Origin of the sequence: Mitsuokella multacida DSM 20544 (assembly GCF_000155955.1) — a bacterium.
In the GTDB taxonomy this organism is placed as follows: Bacteria; Bacillota; Negativicutes; order Selenomonadales; family Selenomonadaceae; genus Mitsuokella; species Mitsuokella multacida.
Genome location: NZ_GG697142.2, coordinates 232,814 through 249,006 on the forward strand (window position 1 = coordinate 232,814; position 16,193 = coordinate 249,006).

A 16,193-nucleotide genomic window follows, 5' to 3' on the forward strand; every position below is an offset into this window, starting at 1 on the left:
TCACTGTGATAGCCAGTCGAAAACAGGAGGAGGAAGAGCGATGATCCTGGTCAGTGCGTGTCTCTTGGGACACAAGGTCAAGTACAACGGCGGCAGCAACGATGATACGCTGCTGCAGGCCTACAATGCGCAGGGGCGCTTTGTCGCGGTCTGCCCGGAGTGCTTCGCGATGCTGCCGGTGCCGAGAGCTCCGATGGAGATCCAGTACGGCACGGGCCGCAAGCTCATCGAGGGCAGGGCGCAGGCCGTCGACGCAGATGGTCACGACCTGACGGCATCGCTCTTGCTCGGCGCGCAGAAAATCTTGCGCATTGCCGAGGCGTACCATGCTGAAGTGGCAATCTTCAAGGAGGGCAGCCCGTCCTGCGGCGTGCACCGCATCCATGACGGCAGTTTCACTGGCCGGAAGATACAGGGAGCCGGCGCGGCTACAGAGCTCCTGCGTCAGCACGGCCTGACCGTCTACTCTGAGCACGACCTGACCGAGGCGCAGCTCAAGCAACTGATTGAAGAAGATATCCGGCACGATTCCATCAGGGATTGACCGGCAAGAGCATCCGCTCTGCTGTTAGGCAGGGCGGATGTTTTTATATATTGAATCATCAGAAAATAATCTGTTCAAAGAAAATAAATGTAAACGCTTGCAGAAACCGTTACCACATGCTATAATAAAACCAGTTTCAATACGAAACAACAATAGAGTATCGCGGGGGAATATGAGGAAACACGGACACTCATAAAAGAGCGATGCGAAACAATCACTTTTAGGGGGAGTTCACAATGAAAAAGACTCTGGTATCCGCACTCACGACGGCACTCGTTGTCGGCGCTGCAAGCACGACGTTCGCAGCGGCTAATCCGTTCTCCGATGTTCCGGCAGATCACTGGGCATACGACGCAGTATCCCAGCTCGCAGCTGACGGCGTCATCGAAGGCTATGGCGACACGACGTTCCGCGGCAACCAGAACATCACGCGCTACGAGATGGCTCAGATGATTGCCAAGGCCATGGCTAAGAGCGATGTCTCCGCAGCCGACAAGGCCTTGATTGACAAGCTCGCCGCTGAGTTCTCCGATGAGCTGGGCAACCTCGGCGTCCGCGTCAGCAACCTCGAGCGCAACGCCGACATGGTCAAGTGGAACGGCCTCGTCGAGTACACGTATACGAGCACGCGCCACGATGCAGGTACGACAGACAAAGAGCGCAAACTGAATGACAACGATCTTACGTTCCGTCTCGAGCCAAAGGCTGAGGTCAACAAGAACTGGGATGTTCATGCCCGCCTTGATGCAGATACCAAGCTTGATTCCGATAAGGGTGGCCTCTATGATGGTAAGGTTGAGCTCAAACGTGTCTGGGCTGAAGGTCACTATGACAACTTTAATGTCAAACTCGGCAAGCTGCCGAATGCCATCAACCTGCTCTCCACGACGGATGACCCGTACTCCGGCGCTGCTGTGACGTTTGGCAATGACCTCAAGGTCACGCTTGAAGCTGGCCGCCTTGATGCGACGCAGTTCATTGATATGGGGCGCGATATCAAAGGACAGTGGAAAGATAATATCTTTAAAGATGGCGATGATACGGTTAACTTCCAGGCCATCAACATTGGCTATGCCAAGAACAAGTTCTATGGCAACATGGGCTATGAGCATATGGACGGTGCAATGCTCGACGTGGATAAGCTCGTAAAACCGTACACGAATGACAACGACAGTGAGTACAAAGCCAACATCTGGTTCGCGAATGCTGGATACCGCTTCGACCACAACAGCTTCTTCAAGGCAGAGTACGCACAGAACACGGAAGCCGATAACTACGACAATGCTTACAGCTTCGAGTACGACTACAAGGGCGCTCAGCAGCAGAACAAGGGCAGCTGGGGCATGTACCTCGCTTACCGCAACCTCGGCCAGTACGCTGCTCCGTGGTCGACGTACGGCGATGGTGTCGATGGCGGCCAGAAGGGTATCGAAGTCGGCACGGGCTACACGCTGTTCAAGAATGTACAGCTCTTTGCGAAGTACTTCAACGGCAAGGACATCGCAGCAGACAAGGATGCCGAGAAGCTCTTCGGCCGTATCGATGTATTCTTCTGATTGATCTGATGCGATTTGGTGTTGAGGTCATCGATCTCAACCGTGTAAAAAAGACAGTCTCTTCGGAGGCTGTCTTTTTGCTTTGCTCAGTTTGTGATCCTGATTCTATTTGAATACCATCTGTACGAGGACCATGTAGCAGATGGTGCCGCCTGCAATCGAGAGCAGCATCTGGTGGCGTGCCTTGTGCAGCAGGATGGTGACGGCGATGCCGAGCGCTTCGGGCAGACCGTGGCTGCCCGAAAGCAGCGTGACGTCCTTGAGGCAGTAGACGACGAGCATGGCGAAGATGGCGCAGGGCAGGGCGCGGCCGAGGTACTGGATGTAGTCGGGCGTCGGCTTCTTCGAGGAGAAGACGAGGAACGGCAGGAAGCGCGTGAGCATCGTGCCGATTGCGCAGGCCGCGATGGTGAGGACCTGTTCGGTGAGCGTCATTCAGATTCCCTTCCTTTCGAGTGGGCCGCGGATCAGCGTCAGCACGACGAGGATGCAGAGCATGGCGGGGATGATGAAGGACTGGCTGCCGAAGAGCTGCAGACAGAGCGCAGACGCGGCGAGTCCGACCCAGGCCGTGATGTGGGAGTGCTCGCGCTCGTACTGCTCGAGGAAGATGACGGTGAACATCGCCGTCATGACGAAGCTGATGCCCTGCGTGTCAAACGTCAGCAGTGAGCCCATGAGGCCGCCGATTGTCGCGCCGCTGACCCAGTAGAATTCGTTGAGCAGCGTGACGAAGAACATGAACCAGCCGCGGTCGACATCCTGCGGAATCTTGGCCGAGAAGTTGATGGAGAACGTCTCGTCGCACATGCCGTAGATCAGGTAATATTTCTTGAGCCCCGTGCCGCGGAAGCGGCCGAGCATGGCGATGCCGTAGAAGAGATGGCGGGCTTGTATCAGGATGGCCATGAGGAAGGCCTGCAGCGGCGCGAACGGCGAGAGCAGCATCGTGACCGTGACGAACTCGAGCGAGCCGCCGAAGATGACAATGCTCATGACCAGCGGGTAGAGGAACGAGAAGCCGGACACATTGGCGTAGATCCCGTAGGCGAGGCCGAGGAACCAGAAGCCGGCAAAGATGGGAATCGTGTAGGGGAAGGCGGCGCGGAAGGCAGCCCATTTCATGAAGATACTTCCTTTCTGATTATCGGATTGCCGAGTACTGCGTGGTCGAGATGGGATAATCTTTTCCATTATATCATATCAGCTGGTTTCCAAGGTGTATCTTCCTTGCGAAAAACTTCTTCTTCCTCGAAAAAAAGCTTGCAATCTCGCATATCATCCAGTATAATAATACAAGTCGATACGCGAGTATCTGACATTTCCTCATTCCTCGATAGCTCAGCCGGTAGAGCACCTGACTGTTAATCAGGCTGTCGCAGGTTCGAATCCTGCTCGAGGAGCCAATGGCGCCATCGTCAAGCGGTTAAGACACCGCCCTTTCACGGCGGGTTCATGGGTTCGAATCCCATTGGCGTCACCATTCGGGCGATTAGCTCAGCTGGGAGAGCGCTTGCCTTACAAGCAAGATGTCAGCAGTTCGATCCTGTTATCGCCCACCATTTTCGAAGCATAGCTGCCGCAAGGCAGCTTTTTTTGTTAAGCAAAGCAGGGGGAAGACCATGAATACGGAGAAACGGCGCGAAATCCTGATGAAGCGCCTCAGGGAGGCCAATCAGCCGCTGACGGGCACGAAGCTTGCGCGCGAGCTCGGCGTCAGCCGCCAGATCATCGTCGGCGATATCAGCATCCTGCGCGCGGAGGGCACGCAGATCTTTGCGACACCGCGCGGCTACATCATGCCGCAGGAAGCCGGTGGCAAGTCCATCAAAGCGACGATTGTCTGCCGCCATGATGCGGCGGCCATGGAAAAAGAGCTGCAGGCTGTCGTCGACAACGGCGGCTCCGTGCTCGACGTCATTGTCGAGCATCCCGTCTACGGCGCGATACGCGGCGACCTCTTTGTCGAGAGTCGCCGCGACGTCAAGCGCTTCCTGACGAAGATGCAGAAGTGCCAGGCCAATCCCCTGCTCGTCGTGACCGGCGGCATCCACATGCACACCATACGCGTGCCCGACGAAGAGGCACTAGCTGCAATCCGCACAGACCTCAAGCGTCTGGGCATCCTTGTCGATGAATCCTGCGAATGAAGGATGCGGAATGATACAGCGTGTAAACTATAGGCGAACAATTGCCACGCCGGATGGATGTGTAGTATAATAGAAACATTGATTCTATCGGGGAAATCCCTGAGATAAAGGAGATGGGTGGTTGTGAAGGAACTGCTCAAGGAAATGCATGCCTGGATGGATGCATATATGAAATCCTTCCATACCGATGACGAAGAAGTCATGCAGGGCATCAAGATCAAGGAAATCCATACGGGATACGTGACCTCGATCGCGGTGCAGCTTGCAAAGCACCTGCAATTCTCGGAGCACGATGTCGAGCTTGCCGAGATTATGGGGTTGTTCCATGATGTCGGGCGCTTCCGCCAGTACAGTCTGTACAAGACGTTCAACGATGCGGTGTCGGAGGACCATGCGGACCTCGGCCTCAAGGTCCTGTCGGAGCTCGACTTCATGAAGAAGCTCGCGCCGGAGGACGAGGCGCTCGTGCGCTTTGCCATCGGCCGCCACAACAAGAAGGAAATCGGTCCCGCGCCGAATGAGCGCGCACTTGTCTTCGCGAAGCTCTTGCGCGATGCGGACAAGCTCGATATCTACCGCGTGCTCTCGCCGTTCTTGGGGCCTGAGGGCGCGGACAAGGCGCCGAAGTTCATCGCCTCAGATGCCAGCCAGCTCGCGAGCCCTGATTTCATCGAGGCGTTCCGGCTCGGCAAGCAAGCGGATTACCGCAAGCTGCGCACGCATGGCGACCGCAAGCTCGTGCGCCTGCTCTGGGTCTACGACATCAACTTCAGCTGGACGCTCCGCGAGATCGTCAAGCGCGGCTACATTGACCGCATCATCCACTACCTGCCAGACCAGCCGGGCATGGCGGAAGGAATCGCGCGCATGCGCGCGTACGTGGAGAAGCGCTGCCAGCAGCCAGATACCGTGACGATGGGATGACGGCAGAGTAGAGAAGGGTAAAGATAAGGAGAGAATTCAGATGGCAGAAAAGATCACGATGACGCCGAATTTCATTCAGAACATGATCGAAGAAGACCTCAAGAACGGCAAGTACACGGAGGGCATCCACACGCGCTTCCCACCGGAGCCGAATGGCTACCTGCACATCGGTCACGCCAAGTCGATTTGCCTGAACTTCGGCCTGGCCGAGTACAACCACGGCCTCTGTAACTTGCGTTTTGACGACACGAATCCGACGAAAGAGGATACAGAGTACGTCGACTCCATCCAGGAGGACATCCGCTGGCTGGGCTTCAGCTGGGGCAACCGCAAGTTTTATGCGTCGGATTACTTTGACAAGCTCTACGACTTTGCGGTCACGTTGATCAAGAAGGGGCTTGCCTATGTCGATGATCTCTCGGCTGAGGAGATCAAGGCATATCGCGGCACGCTGACGGAGCCGGGCAAGGAGAGCCCGTACCGCAACCGCAGCGTCGAGGCGAACCTTGACCTCTTCGCGCGCATGAAGGCGGGGGAGTTTGCCGACGGCGAGAAGGTGCTGCGTGCGAAGATCGACATGGCGTCGCCGAATCTCGTCATGCGCGACACGGTCATCTACCGCATCGCACATACCAAGCATCACCGCACGGGCGATAAGTGGTGCATCTACCCGATGTACGACTTCGCGCATCCGCTGTCCGATGCCATCGAGGGCATCACGCATTCGGTCTGCACGCTCGAGTTCGAGGAGCACCGCCCGTTCTACGACTGGCTGCTCGACTCGCTTGACTTTGATCCGAATACGCGCCCGCGCCAGATTGAGTTCGCCCGCCTCAACCTCACGAACACGGTCACGAGTAAAAGAAAGCTGCGCCAGCTCGTCGAAGAGGGCTACGTGCGCGGCTGGGACGATCCGCGCATGCCGACCATCTCGGGCCTGCGCCGCCGCGGCTACACGCCGGCTTCCATCCGCAATTTCTGCAGGGAGATCGGTGTCGCGAAGGCAGACAGCATCGTCGACGTCTCCATGCTCGAGCATGAAGTGCGCGCCGACCTCAACGAGAATGCCGACCGCGTCATGGCTGTGCTGCACCCGCTGAAGATCGTCATCACGAACTACCCTGAGGACAAGGAGGAGTGGCTGCTCGCGGACAACAATCCGGTGCATGGCGGCCATCGCTTCGTGCCGTTCTCGCGCACGCTCTACATCGAGCAGGAGGACTTCATGGAAGAGCCGCCCAAGAAGTACTTCCGCCTCAAGCCGGGCGGGGAGGTACGCCTCAAGCACGCCTATATCATCAAGTGCGAGGAAGTCATCAAGGACGAGGCGGGCCATGTCGTCGAACTCCATTGCACGGCAGACCTCGACTCTAAGACGGGCGGCAAGACGGCCGGCCGCAAGGTCAAGGGCACAATCCACTGGGTGGCTGAGAAGACGGCGCTCAAAGCAGAGGTGCGCCTCTACGATTACCTCATCGAGACGGACGAGAGCGGCAATGTGCCGAAGGACTTCATCGCAGCGCTCAACAAGGATTCGCTGGAAGTCATCGACAACGCGCTCGTAGAGCCGTCCGTCAAGCTCACGGCTGCTGGCACGCATTACCAGTTCCTGCGCGTCGGCTACTTCGTCGTCGACCCGGACACGACGCCGGACCACCTCGTGTTCAACCGCGTTGTCGGGCTGCGCGACAGCTGGGCAAAAGTCAACAAGTAATCCTTTATCATCCCATATCCTGTAGAAGGTGAACGTATGTCAAAGATACCGAAGAACCTGTCCGACAAGGACATGTTCAAAGACTATGTAGAAGATACATCGATAGAAGACCGCTTCCGCGCGGCCGAGAAGAAAGCAGAAAAGAAGAAGCAGGAGTCTCTCGAGGCACCTGCTGACTTCCTGCGCTCCGGCTTTACGCCGCAGCTCACGGAGGAGCTCGCCCGAGCTCTGTTGCAGCTCAAGATGGAGCTCTACCGCGAGGATGTCAAGAATTATACCTTCCAGATCAAGCGCGATGGGGAAAAGATCGTGCTGATCCCGAAGTATAAGAAATAAAAGGGAAGTTTTTTAGGGAAAGAAGTGGATTCTATTGGTTAGCACAACGACGATAGCGGTCATCATCTTCGTGGCCGCTTACGCGTTGATCATCACCGAGAAGGTTCACCGCACGATCGTCGGCATCGTCGGTGCCATGCTCATGATTCTGTTTGGTGTGCTCGATCAGGAGACGGCCATCCGTCACATCGATTTCAACACGCTGGGGCTCTTGATGGGCATGATGATCATCGTCAACATTACGAGTGAGACGGGACTCTTTAACTTTCTGGCCATCTGGTCGGCCAAGAAGGTCAAGGCGCGCCCGATTTCCCTGCTCGTCGCGCTCTCAGCGCTGACGATGGTCTGCTCGGCCTTCCTCGACAACGTCACGACGGTCCTGCTGACCGTGCCAATCACGTTCAGCATCACGGCACAGCTCAAGGTCGATGTCAAACCGTATCTGATTTCGCAGATCCTGGCCTCGAACATCGGCGGCACAGCGACGCTGATCGGCGACCCGCCGAACATCATGATCGGCAGTGCTGTCGGCCTGAACTTCATGGATTTCCTCGCCAATCTCTCTGGCATCGCAGTCCTGATCTTCATCCTCGTAGAGCTCGTGCTCATCGCGATTTACGGCAAGGAGCTCCACACGCAGCCGGATCTCCAGGAGAAGGTCATGCGGCTCAATGCCAAGAGCCAGATTGCCAATCCGGCCTTGCTGAAGAAGTGCCTGTTCGTCATCGCTCTGACCATCGGCCTCTTCGTCGTGCACGGCTACCTCGGACTGCAGACGGCAACGGCTGCTCTCTCGGGTGCCGGTCTCTTGCTGCTCATCACCTACACGCGCAATGAGGGCATGATCACGAAAGTCCTCTCGAAGATCGAGTGGACGGCCATCTTCTTCTTCGCCGGCCTCTTCGTCCTCGTCGGTGCACTCGTCGAGACGGGCGTCATCAAGGTGCTCGCGGCTGAGGCCATCAAACTCACGAACGGCAGCGTCAATGCGACGGCCATGCTGATCCTCTGGATGAGCGCCTTCGCTTCGGCCTTCATCGACAACATCCCGTTCGTCGCGACCTTGATCCCGCTGATCCAGGACATGGGCCAGATGGGCCTCTCGAACCTCGACCCGATGTGGTGGTCACTGGCCCTCGGTGCCTGCCTCGGCGGCAACGGCACGCTGATTGGCGCGAGCGCGAACGTCGTCGTCGCTTCGATGGCGGCACAGCGCGGCAAGCAGATATCCTTCCTGGGCTTCATGAAGATTGCGTTCCCGGTCATGATCATGACGATCGCAGTCTCGAGTGTCTACGTCTGGCTCCGCTATCTGCTCTGATTGTTGCTGATATCGGTTGAATGATATACAAAATCCCCATCATCCTTGTGGATGATGGGGATTTTTGTATCTGTACGATGAATCAGATCTTGCTCTGGCCGACCTTGTCGAACGTCTCGAGGATCGAGGCTTCCGGCGCGCGATCGAGCCAGCTGACAATCCAGATGGCGAGAGCGGAGAACACGAAGCCAGGCACGATCTCGTAGAGGCCGAGGAAGGCGTACTGCTTCCAGACGAGGACGGTGACGCCGCCAACGATGATGCCGGCGAGCACGCCGTACTTTGTCGTGTGGCGCCAGAAGAGGCTCATGAGCAGAGCCGGACCGAAGGCAGCGCCGAAGCCTGCCCAGGCGTAGGAGACCATGTCGAGGATGAAGTTGTTCGGGTTGAGCCCGAGGAAGATCGCGAGGCTCGCAATGACGAGGACGCTCGCGCGCGAGATCCAGACGAGCTCCTTCTGCTCGGCGTCCTTGCGCAGCAGCGTGCGGTAGAAGTCCTGCGCAAATGCAGAGGCCGCGACGAGAAGCTGCGAGGAGGCGGTGCTCATGATGGCCGCGAGGACAGCCGAGAGGATGAGGCCTGTGGCAATCGGCGGGAAGAGTTCGTTCGTCATGACGAGGAAGACCGTCTCAGAGGCCGTTCCCTCGAGCGGCGTCGTGAGGTAGACGCGGCCGACCATGCCGACAGCGACGGCTGCGGCAAGCGAGAGGATGACCCAGGTCATCGCGATGTGCGTGGCCTGCTTGACCTCCTTCGACGTGCGGATGGCCATGAAGCGCACGAGGATGTGCGGCTGGCCGAAGTAGCCGATGCCCCAGGCGAGCAGCGAGATGAGCTCGATGGCGTTCATCATGGAGCCGTCCGGCTTCGTCAGCGGCTCGAGCATCGTGCTCTGTACCTGCGAGATGGCGGCGACTGTCGACTCGAAGCCGCCGCACTGCATCGCGCCGCAGATTGGTACGACGAGGATGGCGAAGAACATCATGACGCCCTGGATGAAGTCCGTGCGCGAGACGGCGAGGAAGCCGCCGACGAGCGTGTAGAAGACGACGGAGCCAGCGCCGATGAAGATGGCGTACTGGTAGGGAATGCCGAAGACCGTCTCGAAGAGGCGGCCGGCCGAGACGAAACCCGACGAGGTGTAGATGACGAAGAAGATCAGGATGAAGATGGCCGGCACGATGCGCAGCAGGCCGCTCTTGTCGTGGTAGCGGTTCTGCAGGAATTCCGGCAGCGTCAGCGAGTTGTTGGCGAGCTCCGTGTACTTGCGCAGGCGCGCAGCAACGAAGTGCCAGTTGGCCCAGGTGCCGATGGCGATGCCGACGGCAATCCAGCCGGCGTTGAGGCCGGCGAGGTAGGCGTAGCCCGGCACACCCATGAGCATCCAGCCGCTCATATCCGAAGCTTCGGCGGAGAGCGACGTGACCCAGGCGCCGAGCTTGCGGTTGCCGAGGAAGTAGTCGCTCATATTGCGTGTGCGGCGGTAGTAATACACGCCGATGGCCATCATGAAGCCGATGTAGAGCACAAAGGTATTGATGATGGCAAGATCATGAGTCAAAATGAATCCCCCATTTCTTTCTCTAGCGAAATAAGTGTACACGAATAGTTCAATTATATGGGAAAGAGGCTCTATCGCGCAATACTTATTTATATAGAAGGTATAGAAATCGGGCATTATGTGCATTTTTTGCTGGAAATCGATAAAAAACGCTTGCAATCGCATGGCATATCCCGTATAATACATAAGGTTTGGAACGCAGGGAATTCGCACAAGCAGGACGAAGTCAGCTGCGCTCTTTTGCTGTGCAGAGATATGTATTAGGAGGCTTTTCCATGAAAAAATACGATGTAGCGATTGTCGGCGGCGGTCCGGCCGGCGTCATGGCGGCTTATGAACTGGTCGAGAAGAAACCGGGGTTGCGCGTCATCGTCTTCGAGAGCGGCAAGGACATCTACCATCGCGTCTGCCCAATCTCGGCGGGCAAGGTCAAGAGCTGTATCGGCTGCAAGCCCTGCAGCATCATGCGCGGCTTCGGCGGCGCCGGTGCGTTCTCGGACGGCAAGTACAACTTCACGACGAAGTTCGGCGGCTGGCTCAATGAGTACCTGCCGGATGAGGAGGTCATGGAGCTCATCGATTACGTCGACAAGATCAACATGAAGCACGGTGCGCCGTCGCAGGTCTTCTCGACGAAGAACTCGGATATCGGCCGCCTGGCCCTGCAGCACGACCTGCATCTCTTGAGTGCCAGCGTGCGCCATCTCGGCACGGAGAACAACCTTCGCATGCTCGAGCAGACGTATGAGTACCTGAAGGAGAAGGTGGAGTTCCGCTTTGAGTGCCCCGTCGCCCACATCGAGTCGGACGGCCAGGGCGACAACCAGCTCGAGCTCGCGAACGGCGAGAAGGTCGAGGCGGACTTCCTCGTCATCGCGCCGGGCCGTGCGGGTGCGGAGTGGTTCTCGAATGAGTGCAATCGCCTCGGCATCGAGCAGGAGAACAACCGCGTCGATGTCGGCGTGCGCGTCGAGGTGCCGGATGAGGTCTGGAACGACATCACGAGCCAGGTCTACGAGGCGAAGCTGCTCTACCGCACGAAGCAGTACGGCGACTTCGTGCGCACGTTCTGCATGAATCCGCACGGCCACGTCGTCATGGAGAACACGGACGGCATCGTGACGGTCAACGGCCACTCCTACAGCGACCCGAAGCTCCAGAGCCACAACACGAACTTTGCGCTGCTCGTCTCCAATCACTTCACGGAACCGTTCAAGGCGCCGCATCAGTACGGCAAGCGCATCGCCTCGTTCTCGAACATGCTCGGTGGCGGCATCATCGTCCAGCGCTACGGCGACCTCATCAAGGGACGCCGCACGAACACGCACCGCCTGAGCAAGAGCTTCACGAAGCCGACGCTCGCGGCGACGCCGGGCGACCTCTCGCTCGTACTGCCGAAGCGCCATCTCGACAACATCATCGAGATGATCCAGGCGCTCAACTACGTGGCGCCCGGCATGACGAACGACGATACGCTGCTCTACGGCGTCGAGGTCAAGTTCTACAGCGCCCGCGTTGTCCTGACGAACCAGCTCGAGACGAAGCTGCGCAACGTCTTCGCGACGGGGGACGGCGCCGGCGTCACGCGCGGCCTCTCGCAGGCTGGTGCCAGCGGTGTCTACGTGGCGCGCCAGATCCTCTCGCGCATGTGAGAGCCGCGCGCTCATGTTCATGCGTGGATGATAGGTGGATAATAGAGGGACAGATGCCAGGAAGTCACGCCTCAGGCGGCTTCCTGGCATAAAATTTTAGTTGGCAAGGCTCGACGGTTTGGTCTATAATAATATACAATGTATAGAAAGGGGCAGGCGGATGAGTGAGAAGAAACCGGTCATCGTGAAGGTAAGGGGCTCCTGGCAGGATGCGCAGGGGCAGAAAGACAGCATCCGCACCGTAGCGAAGGGCCATCATTACTTCCATCGCGGCAAGCACTATGTGATCTACGAGGATGAGACCGTGCAGGAAGGGTCGAAGGTATCGACCGTCCTCAAGATTGACGGCGGCATGATGACGCTCTTGCGCAAGGGAATCCTGGAGCAGGAACAGCGCTTCGAGAAGGGGTGCGAGCATACGAGCATCTACCGCACGCCGTACGGCAACATCGACCTCTCCGTCCGCACGGAAGCGCTGACGGTCGACTACGGCGAGGTGGCGGGGCGCATCGACGTCCGCTACGGGCTCTGGGTCAATGGAGCCTTCCAGAGCCAGAACCGCCTGCACATCGAGGTCGAGGAAGACCGCGGCGCGTGAGGCGGGGGAAAATCAGATTGTTTGCGTGCATGACGGCAAAAACATGCACTTAGGATAGGAGGAACACTTTTGGAAATCAAAGACATGTTGACAGAGGCCATTGAACAGGCCGCCAAGGATGCCATCCGCGAAGGAGCACTGCCGGAAGGCGAGCTCCCGCAGGTCATCCTTGAGGTGCCGCCGCAGAAAGAGTTCGGCGACTTTGCGACGAACTTCGCCATGCAGTCAGCCCGCGTCTTCCATCGGAATCCGCGCCAGATCGCTGAGGAACTCGCCAAGCGCATCGAAGGCGACTGGCTCGACCACACGCAGATCGCAGGTCCGGGCTTCCTGAACTTCTACCTCAAGGGCAATGTGCTTTACGATTCGTTCCAGAAGATCCTGGAGGCAGGCGAGGCCTTCGGCAACCTGCCGAAGCTTGACCATCCGAAAATCCAGGTCGAGTACGTCAGCGCCAATCCGACGGGCCTGCTGCACGTCGGCCACGGCCGCGGCGCCGCAGCCGGCTCGGCACTCGTCAACCTGCTGCGCGCAGCGGGCTATCCGGTCGAGAGCGAGTACTACATCAACGATGCCGGCAACCAGATGAACAATCTCGCGCGCTCGGTCAATGCGCGCTACCTCGAGCTGCTCGGCAAGGAGGTCACGTTCCCGGAGGACGGCTACCACGGCCAGGACATCATCGACACGGCGCAGCGCATCATCGACCGCGATGGCGACAAGTACCTCGCGCTCAGTGAAGAAGAGCGCCTTGCCATCTTCAAGGACCTTGCCTACCACGAGAAGCTGGCCATCCTTAAGGAAGACCTCGAGCGCTTCCACGTGACGTTCGACAACTGGTTCAGTGAGCGCACGCTCCATCCGGACGCCGTGCGCAAGGTCGTCGAGATCCTCAAGGAGAAGGGCGATATCTACGAGAAGGAGGGTGCGCTCTGGCTCAAGTCGACGGCCTACGGCGACGACAAGGACCGCGTCGTCATCCGCGACAACGGCGTGCCGACGTATCTCGCAGCCGACATCGCCTACCACCACAACAAGTATGAGCGCGGCTTCGACCGCCTCATCAACATCTGGGGCGCCGACCACCACGGCTACGTCTGCCGCGTCAAGGCTGCCATGCAGGCGCTTGGCCATGATCCGGAGAAGCTCACTGTGCTGCTCTTGCAGATGGTCAGCCTCTACCGCGGCGGCGAGCTCGTCAAGATGAGCAAGCGCACGGGCCAGAGCGTCACGCTCAACGAGCTCATGGAAGAGGTCGGCACGGATGCCGCACGCTACTTCTTCCTCATGCGCTCGCTCGACAGCCAGCTCGACTTTGACCTCGACCTCGCGAAGAAGAAGTCGAACGACAATCCGGTCTACTACATCCAGTACGCGCACGCCCGCATCTGCAGCATCTTCCGCCAGGCGGAGGAGACGAAGCTCGCGCTCGGCGAGGCGCCGCACCTCGAGCTCCTGACGGACGAGAGCGAGGTCGCCCTGATCAAGAAGATCGAGGAGTATCCGGAAGAGGTCGCAAAGGCCGCTGCCGACTATGCACCGCAGCGCATCGCGCGCTACAGCTACGACCTTGCAGCGCTGTTCCACAGCTTCTACAACAAGTGCCGCATCATGGGCGTCGACCACGATCTCGCAGAGGCGCGCCTCGCACTCGTCACGGTCACGGCGCATGTTATCCGCCACAGCCTCGGCATCCTCGGCGTATCGGCACCAGAACACATGTGAGTTTGATTTGATTACGCAATATGCGAAGGGAGATATAGAAATGGATTTTCTGAAAAGCTCGGAAGTTGATGTAGCGTACTACATCTTGTCGCAGGCTGGTGAGAAGATGTACTACAAGGACCTCGTCCTCGATGTCATCGAGAAAACGCACAAGCCGGTCCAGTCGCTCTCGGCTGCCATCTCGGAAGTGTACACGCTCATCAACATGGACAGCCGCTTCCACTACGAAGGCGAGGGCCAGTGGGGCCTGACGGAGTGGAACCCGCCTGAGGTCAAGCGCTCGCATGCCAGCCGCTCGACGTCCGGTTCGAGCAAGGCAGCGGCCAAGGCCAGCAGCAACCGCAAGAAGAAGCTCGAGAGCATCCAGGAATAATCAATGTCTTGACACTCCCGTGCGATTCGGGGTAGAATAGTCAACATGTGTTTCAAAGAATGAGCAGGAGGCAGTTCCATGGCAAAGTATATTTTCGTTACCGGTGGCGTTGTTTCTTCCCTGGGCAAGGGCATCACGGCCGCATCGCTCGGCCGTCTCCTCAAGAGCCGGGGAATCAAGGTCACGATCCAGAAATTCGATCCGTACATCAACATCGATCCGGGTACGATGAGCCCTTACCAGCACGGTGAGGTCTTTGTCACGGATGATGGCGCAGAGACCGACCTCGATCTCGGCCATTACGAGCGCTTCATCGATATCAACCTGACGAAGAACTCCAACATCACGACGGGCAAGGTCTACTGGTCGGTCCTCAACAAAGAGCGCAAGGGCGAGTACCTTGGCTCGACGGTACAGGTCATCCCGCACATCACGAACGAGATCAAGCAGAAGGTCTACGATGTCGCCAAGGCGGACGGCGCTGACGTCGTCATCACGGAAATCGGCGGTACGGTCGGCGATATCGAGAGCCAGCCGTTCCTCGAGGCCATCCGCCAGGTCAAGAAGGAAGTCGGCCCGAACGACACGCTCTACATCCACGTCACGCTGCTGCCGTACATCTCGGCTGCCGGCGAGCTCAAGACGAAGCCGACGCAGCACAGCGTCAAGGAACTGCGCGCCATCGGCATCCAGCCGGACATCCTCGTCTGCCGCACGGAGAAGACCATCTCCAAGGAGATGAAGGACAAGATCGCCATGTTCTGCGATGTGCAGCCGGAGGCTGTCATCGAGAACCGCACGGCTTCGACCATCTACGAAGTCCCGCTCATGATGCAGAAAGAGGGCCTCGACAAGATTGCGCTCAAGAAGCTCAATATGGACTACGGCCCGGCTGACATGAGCGACTGGGAGAAGATGGTCTACAAGATCAATCACCCGCAGAAGCGCATCAAGATCGCGGTCGTCGGCAAGTACGTCGAACTGCCGGATGCCTACATCTCCGTGACGGAGGCCCTGCACCACGGCGGCATCGCCAACGATGCACAGGTCAAGATCAACTGGGTCAACGCCGAGGAAATCGAGGAGAACCCGGACATGGATCTCGATGAGGTCTTCGTGGGCTGCAAGGGCATCCTCGTGCCGGGCGGCTTCGGCAACCGCGGCGTCGAGGGCAAGATCAAGGCCATCCAGTACGCGCGCGAGCACAAGATCCCGTTCCTCGGCCTCTGCCTTGGCATGCAGTGCGCGGTCATCGAGTTTGCCCGCCACATCTGCGGCATGGCTGATGCACATTCGACGGAGTTCGATCCGGAGACGACGCATCCAGTCATCTCGCTGATGGAATCGCAGCAGGGCATCGAGAAGAAGGGCGGCACGATGCGCCTCGGCTCGTATCCGTGCACGCTTGCTAACGGCACGCATGCGAAGGAAGCGTACGGCACGAACCTCATCCACGAGCGCCATCGCCATCGCTTCGAGTTCAACAACGAATTCCGCGGAGCGCTGCAGGAGAAGGGCATGATCATCGCCGGCACGCTGCCGGACGACAGCCTCGTCGAGATGATCGAGGTCAAGGACCATCCGTGGTTCGTCGCGACGCAGGCTCATCCGGAGCTCAAGTCGCGCCCGAACAACCCGCATCCGCTGTTCCGCGACTTCATCAAGGCAGCGCTTGCTCAGTAAAACAGCATGACGATAGAGAAGACCCGCTTTGCCGGGTCTTTTTGACGTGAGATACG

Annotated in this window: 15 protein-coding genes and 3 tRNA genes; 15 read left to right on the forward strand and 3 right to left on the reverse strand. The window is 58.3% G+C overall.

Annotated features, from left to right (window positions below; genetic code table 11):
- The first annotated feature begins 40 nt into the window (after positions 1-40).
- Positions 41-544, forward strand: a complete 504-nt coding sequence (locus MITSMUL_RS07920; protein WP_005841582.1) for a 2-thiouracil desulfurase family protein — start codon at positions 41-43, stop codon at positions 542-544.
- Between the two features lie 236 nt (positions 545-780).
- On the forward strand, positions 781-2,100 hold the full coding sequence (locus MITSMUL_RS07925; RefSeq protein WP_005841586.1) for an S-layer homology domain-containing protein: 1,320 nt from the start codon (positions 781-783) through the stop codon (positions 2,098-2,100).
- Positions 2,101-2,205: 105 nt separating this feature from the next.
- Here MITSMUL_RS07925 and MITSMUL_RS12750 read toward each other — a convergent pair whose 3' ends face one another.
- On the reverse strand, positions 2,206-2,535 hold the full coding sequence (locus MITSMUL_RS12750; protein ID WP_005841588.1) for a branched-chain amino acid transporter permease: 330 nt from the start codon (positions 2,533-2,535) through the stop codon (positions 2,206-2,208).
- Positions 2,536-3,225 carry an AzlC family ABC transporter permease gene (locus tag MITSMUL_RS07935; RefSeq protein WP_005841590.1) on the reverse strand — a complete coding sequence of 230 codons (690 nt, stop codon included), beginning with the start codon at positions 3,223-3,225 and terminating at the stop codon, positions 2,536-2,538.
- 205 nt (positions 3,226-3,430) lie between these two features.
- Here MITSMUL_RS07935 and MITSMUL_RS07940 point away from each other — a divergent pair.
- The 8 genes from MITSMUL_RS07940 (at position 3,431) to MITSMUL_RS07975 (ending at position 8,545) form a co-directional block, all read left to right on the forward strand.
- Positions 3,431-3,506, forward strand: a tRNA-Asn gene (locus MITSMUL_RS07940).
- Positions 3,507-3,508: 2 nt separating this feature from the next.
- Positions 3,509-3,583: transfer RNA gene (locus MITSMUL_RS07945), tRNA-Glu, on the forward strand.
- 3 nt (positions 3,584-3,586) lie between these two features.
- Positions 3,587-3,662 (forward strand) — tRNA-Val (locus tag MITSMUL_RS07950).
- A 60-nt stretch (positions 3,663-3,722) separates the two neighbouring features.
- Positions 3,723-4,250, forward strand: coding sequence for a transcription repressor NadR (locus MITSMUL_RS07955; protein WP_005841593.1), 528 nt, complete (start codon positions 3,723-3,725; stop codon positions 4,248-4,250).
- Positions 4,251-4,373: 123 nt separating this feature from the next.
- Positions 4,374-5,174, forward strand: coding sequence for an HD domain-containing protein (locus MITSMUL_RS07960; RefSeq protein ID WP_005841595.1), 801 nt, complete (start codon positions 4,374-4,376; stop codon positions 5,172-5,174).
- Positions 5,175-5,214: 40 nt separating this feature from the next.
- The gene (locus tag MITSMUL_RS07965; protein ID WP_005841597.1) at positions 5,215-6,888 is read left to right on the forward strand and encodes a glutamine--tRNA ligase/YqeY domain fusion protein; all 1,674 of its coding nucleotides are present in this window, start codon (positions 5,215-5,217) and stop codon (positions 6,886-6,888) included.
- Between the two features lie 36 nt (positions 6,889-6,924).
- Positions 6,925-7,224, forward strand: coding sequence for a hypothetical protein (locus MITSMUL_RS07970; RefSeq protein ID WP_005841599.1), 300 nt, complete (start codon positions 6,925-6,927; stop codon positions 7,222-7,224).
- Positions 7,225-7,258: 34 nt separating this feature from the next.
- The gene (locus tag MITSMUL_RS07975; protein WP_005841602.1) at positions 7,259-8,545 is read left to right on the forward strand and encodes an ArsB/NhaD family transporter; all 1,287 of its coding nucleotides are present in this window, start codon (positions 7,259-7,261) and stop codon (positions 8,543-8,545) included.
- 82 nt (positions 8,546-8,627) lie between these two features.
- Here the strand turns inward: MITSMUL_RS07975 and putP are convergent, their stop codons facing one another.
- Complete coding sequence (gene putP, locus MITSMUL_RS07980) at positions 8,628-10,106, reverse strand: sodium/proline symporter PutP (RefSeq protein ID WP_040636058.1); 1,479 nt, start codon at positions 10,104-10,106, stop codon at positions 8,628-8,630.
- Positions 10,107-10,381: 275 nt separating this feature from the next.
- Here putP and MITSMUL_RS07985 point away from each other — a divergent pair, with 275 nt between their 5' ends.
- From MITSMUL_RS07985 to MITSMUL_RS08005, 5 genes are all read left to right on the forward strand, one after another.
- Positions 10,382-11,758, forward strand: coding sequence for an NAD(P)/FAD-dependent oxidoreductase (locus MITSMUL_RS07985; RefSeq protein WP_005841606.1), 1,377 nt, complete (start codon positions 10,382-10,384; stop codon positions 11,756-11,758).
- 160 nt (positions 11,759-11,918) lie between these two features.
- Positions 11,919-12,356: a YwiB family protein gene (locus MITSMUL_RS07990; protein WP_005841608.1), complete on the forward strand. Its 438-nt coding sequence runs from the start codon at positions 11,919-11,921 to the stop codon at positions 12,354-12,356.
- Positions 12,357-12,425: 69 nt separating this feature from the next.
- Positions 12,426-14,081, forward strand: coding sequence for an arginine--tRNA ligase (gene argS / locus MITSMUL_RS07995; protein ID WP_040636059.1), 1,656 nt, complete (start codon positions 12,426-12,428; stop codon positions 14,079-14,081).
- 40 nt (positions 14,082-14,121) lie between these two features.
- Positions 14,122-14,454 (forward strand): DNA-directed RNA polymerase subunit delta, encoded by a 333-nt coding sequence (gene rpoE, locus MITSMUL_RS08000; RefSeq protein WP_005841612.1) that lies wholly within the window; start codon positions 14,122-14,124, stop codon positions 14,452-14,454.
- Positions 14,455-14,532: 78 nt separating this feature from the next.
- Positions 14,533-16,137: a CTP synthase gene (locus MITSMUL_RS08005; protein WP_005841614.1), complete on the forward strand. Its 1,605-nt coding sequence runs from the start codon at positions 14,533-14,535 to the stop codon at positions 16,135-16,137.
- The last annotated feature ends 56 nt before the right edge of the window (positions 16,138-16,193 follow it).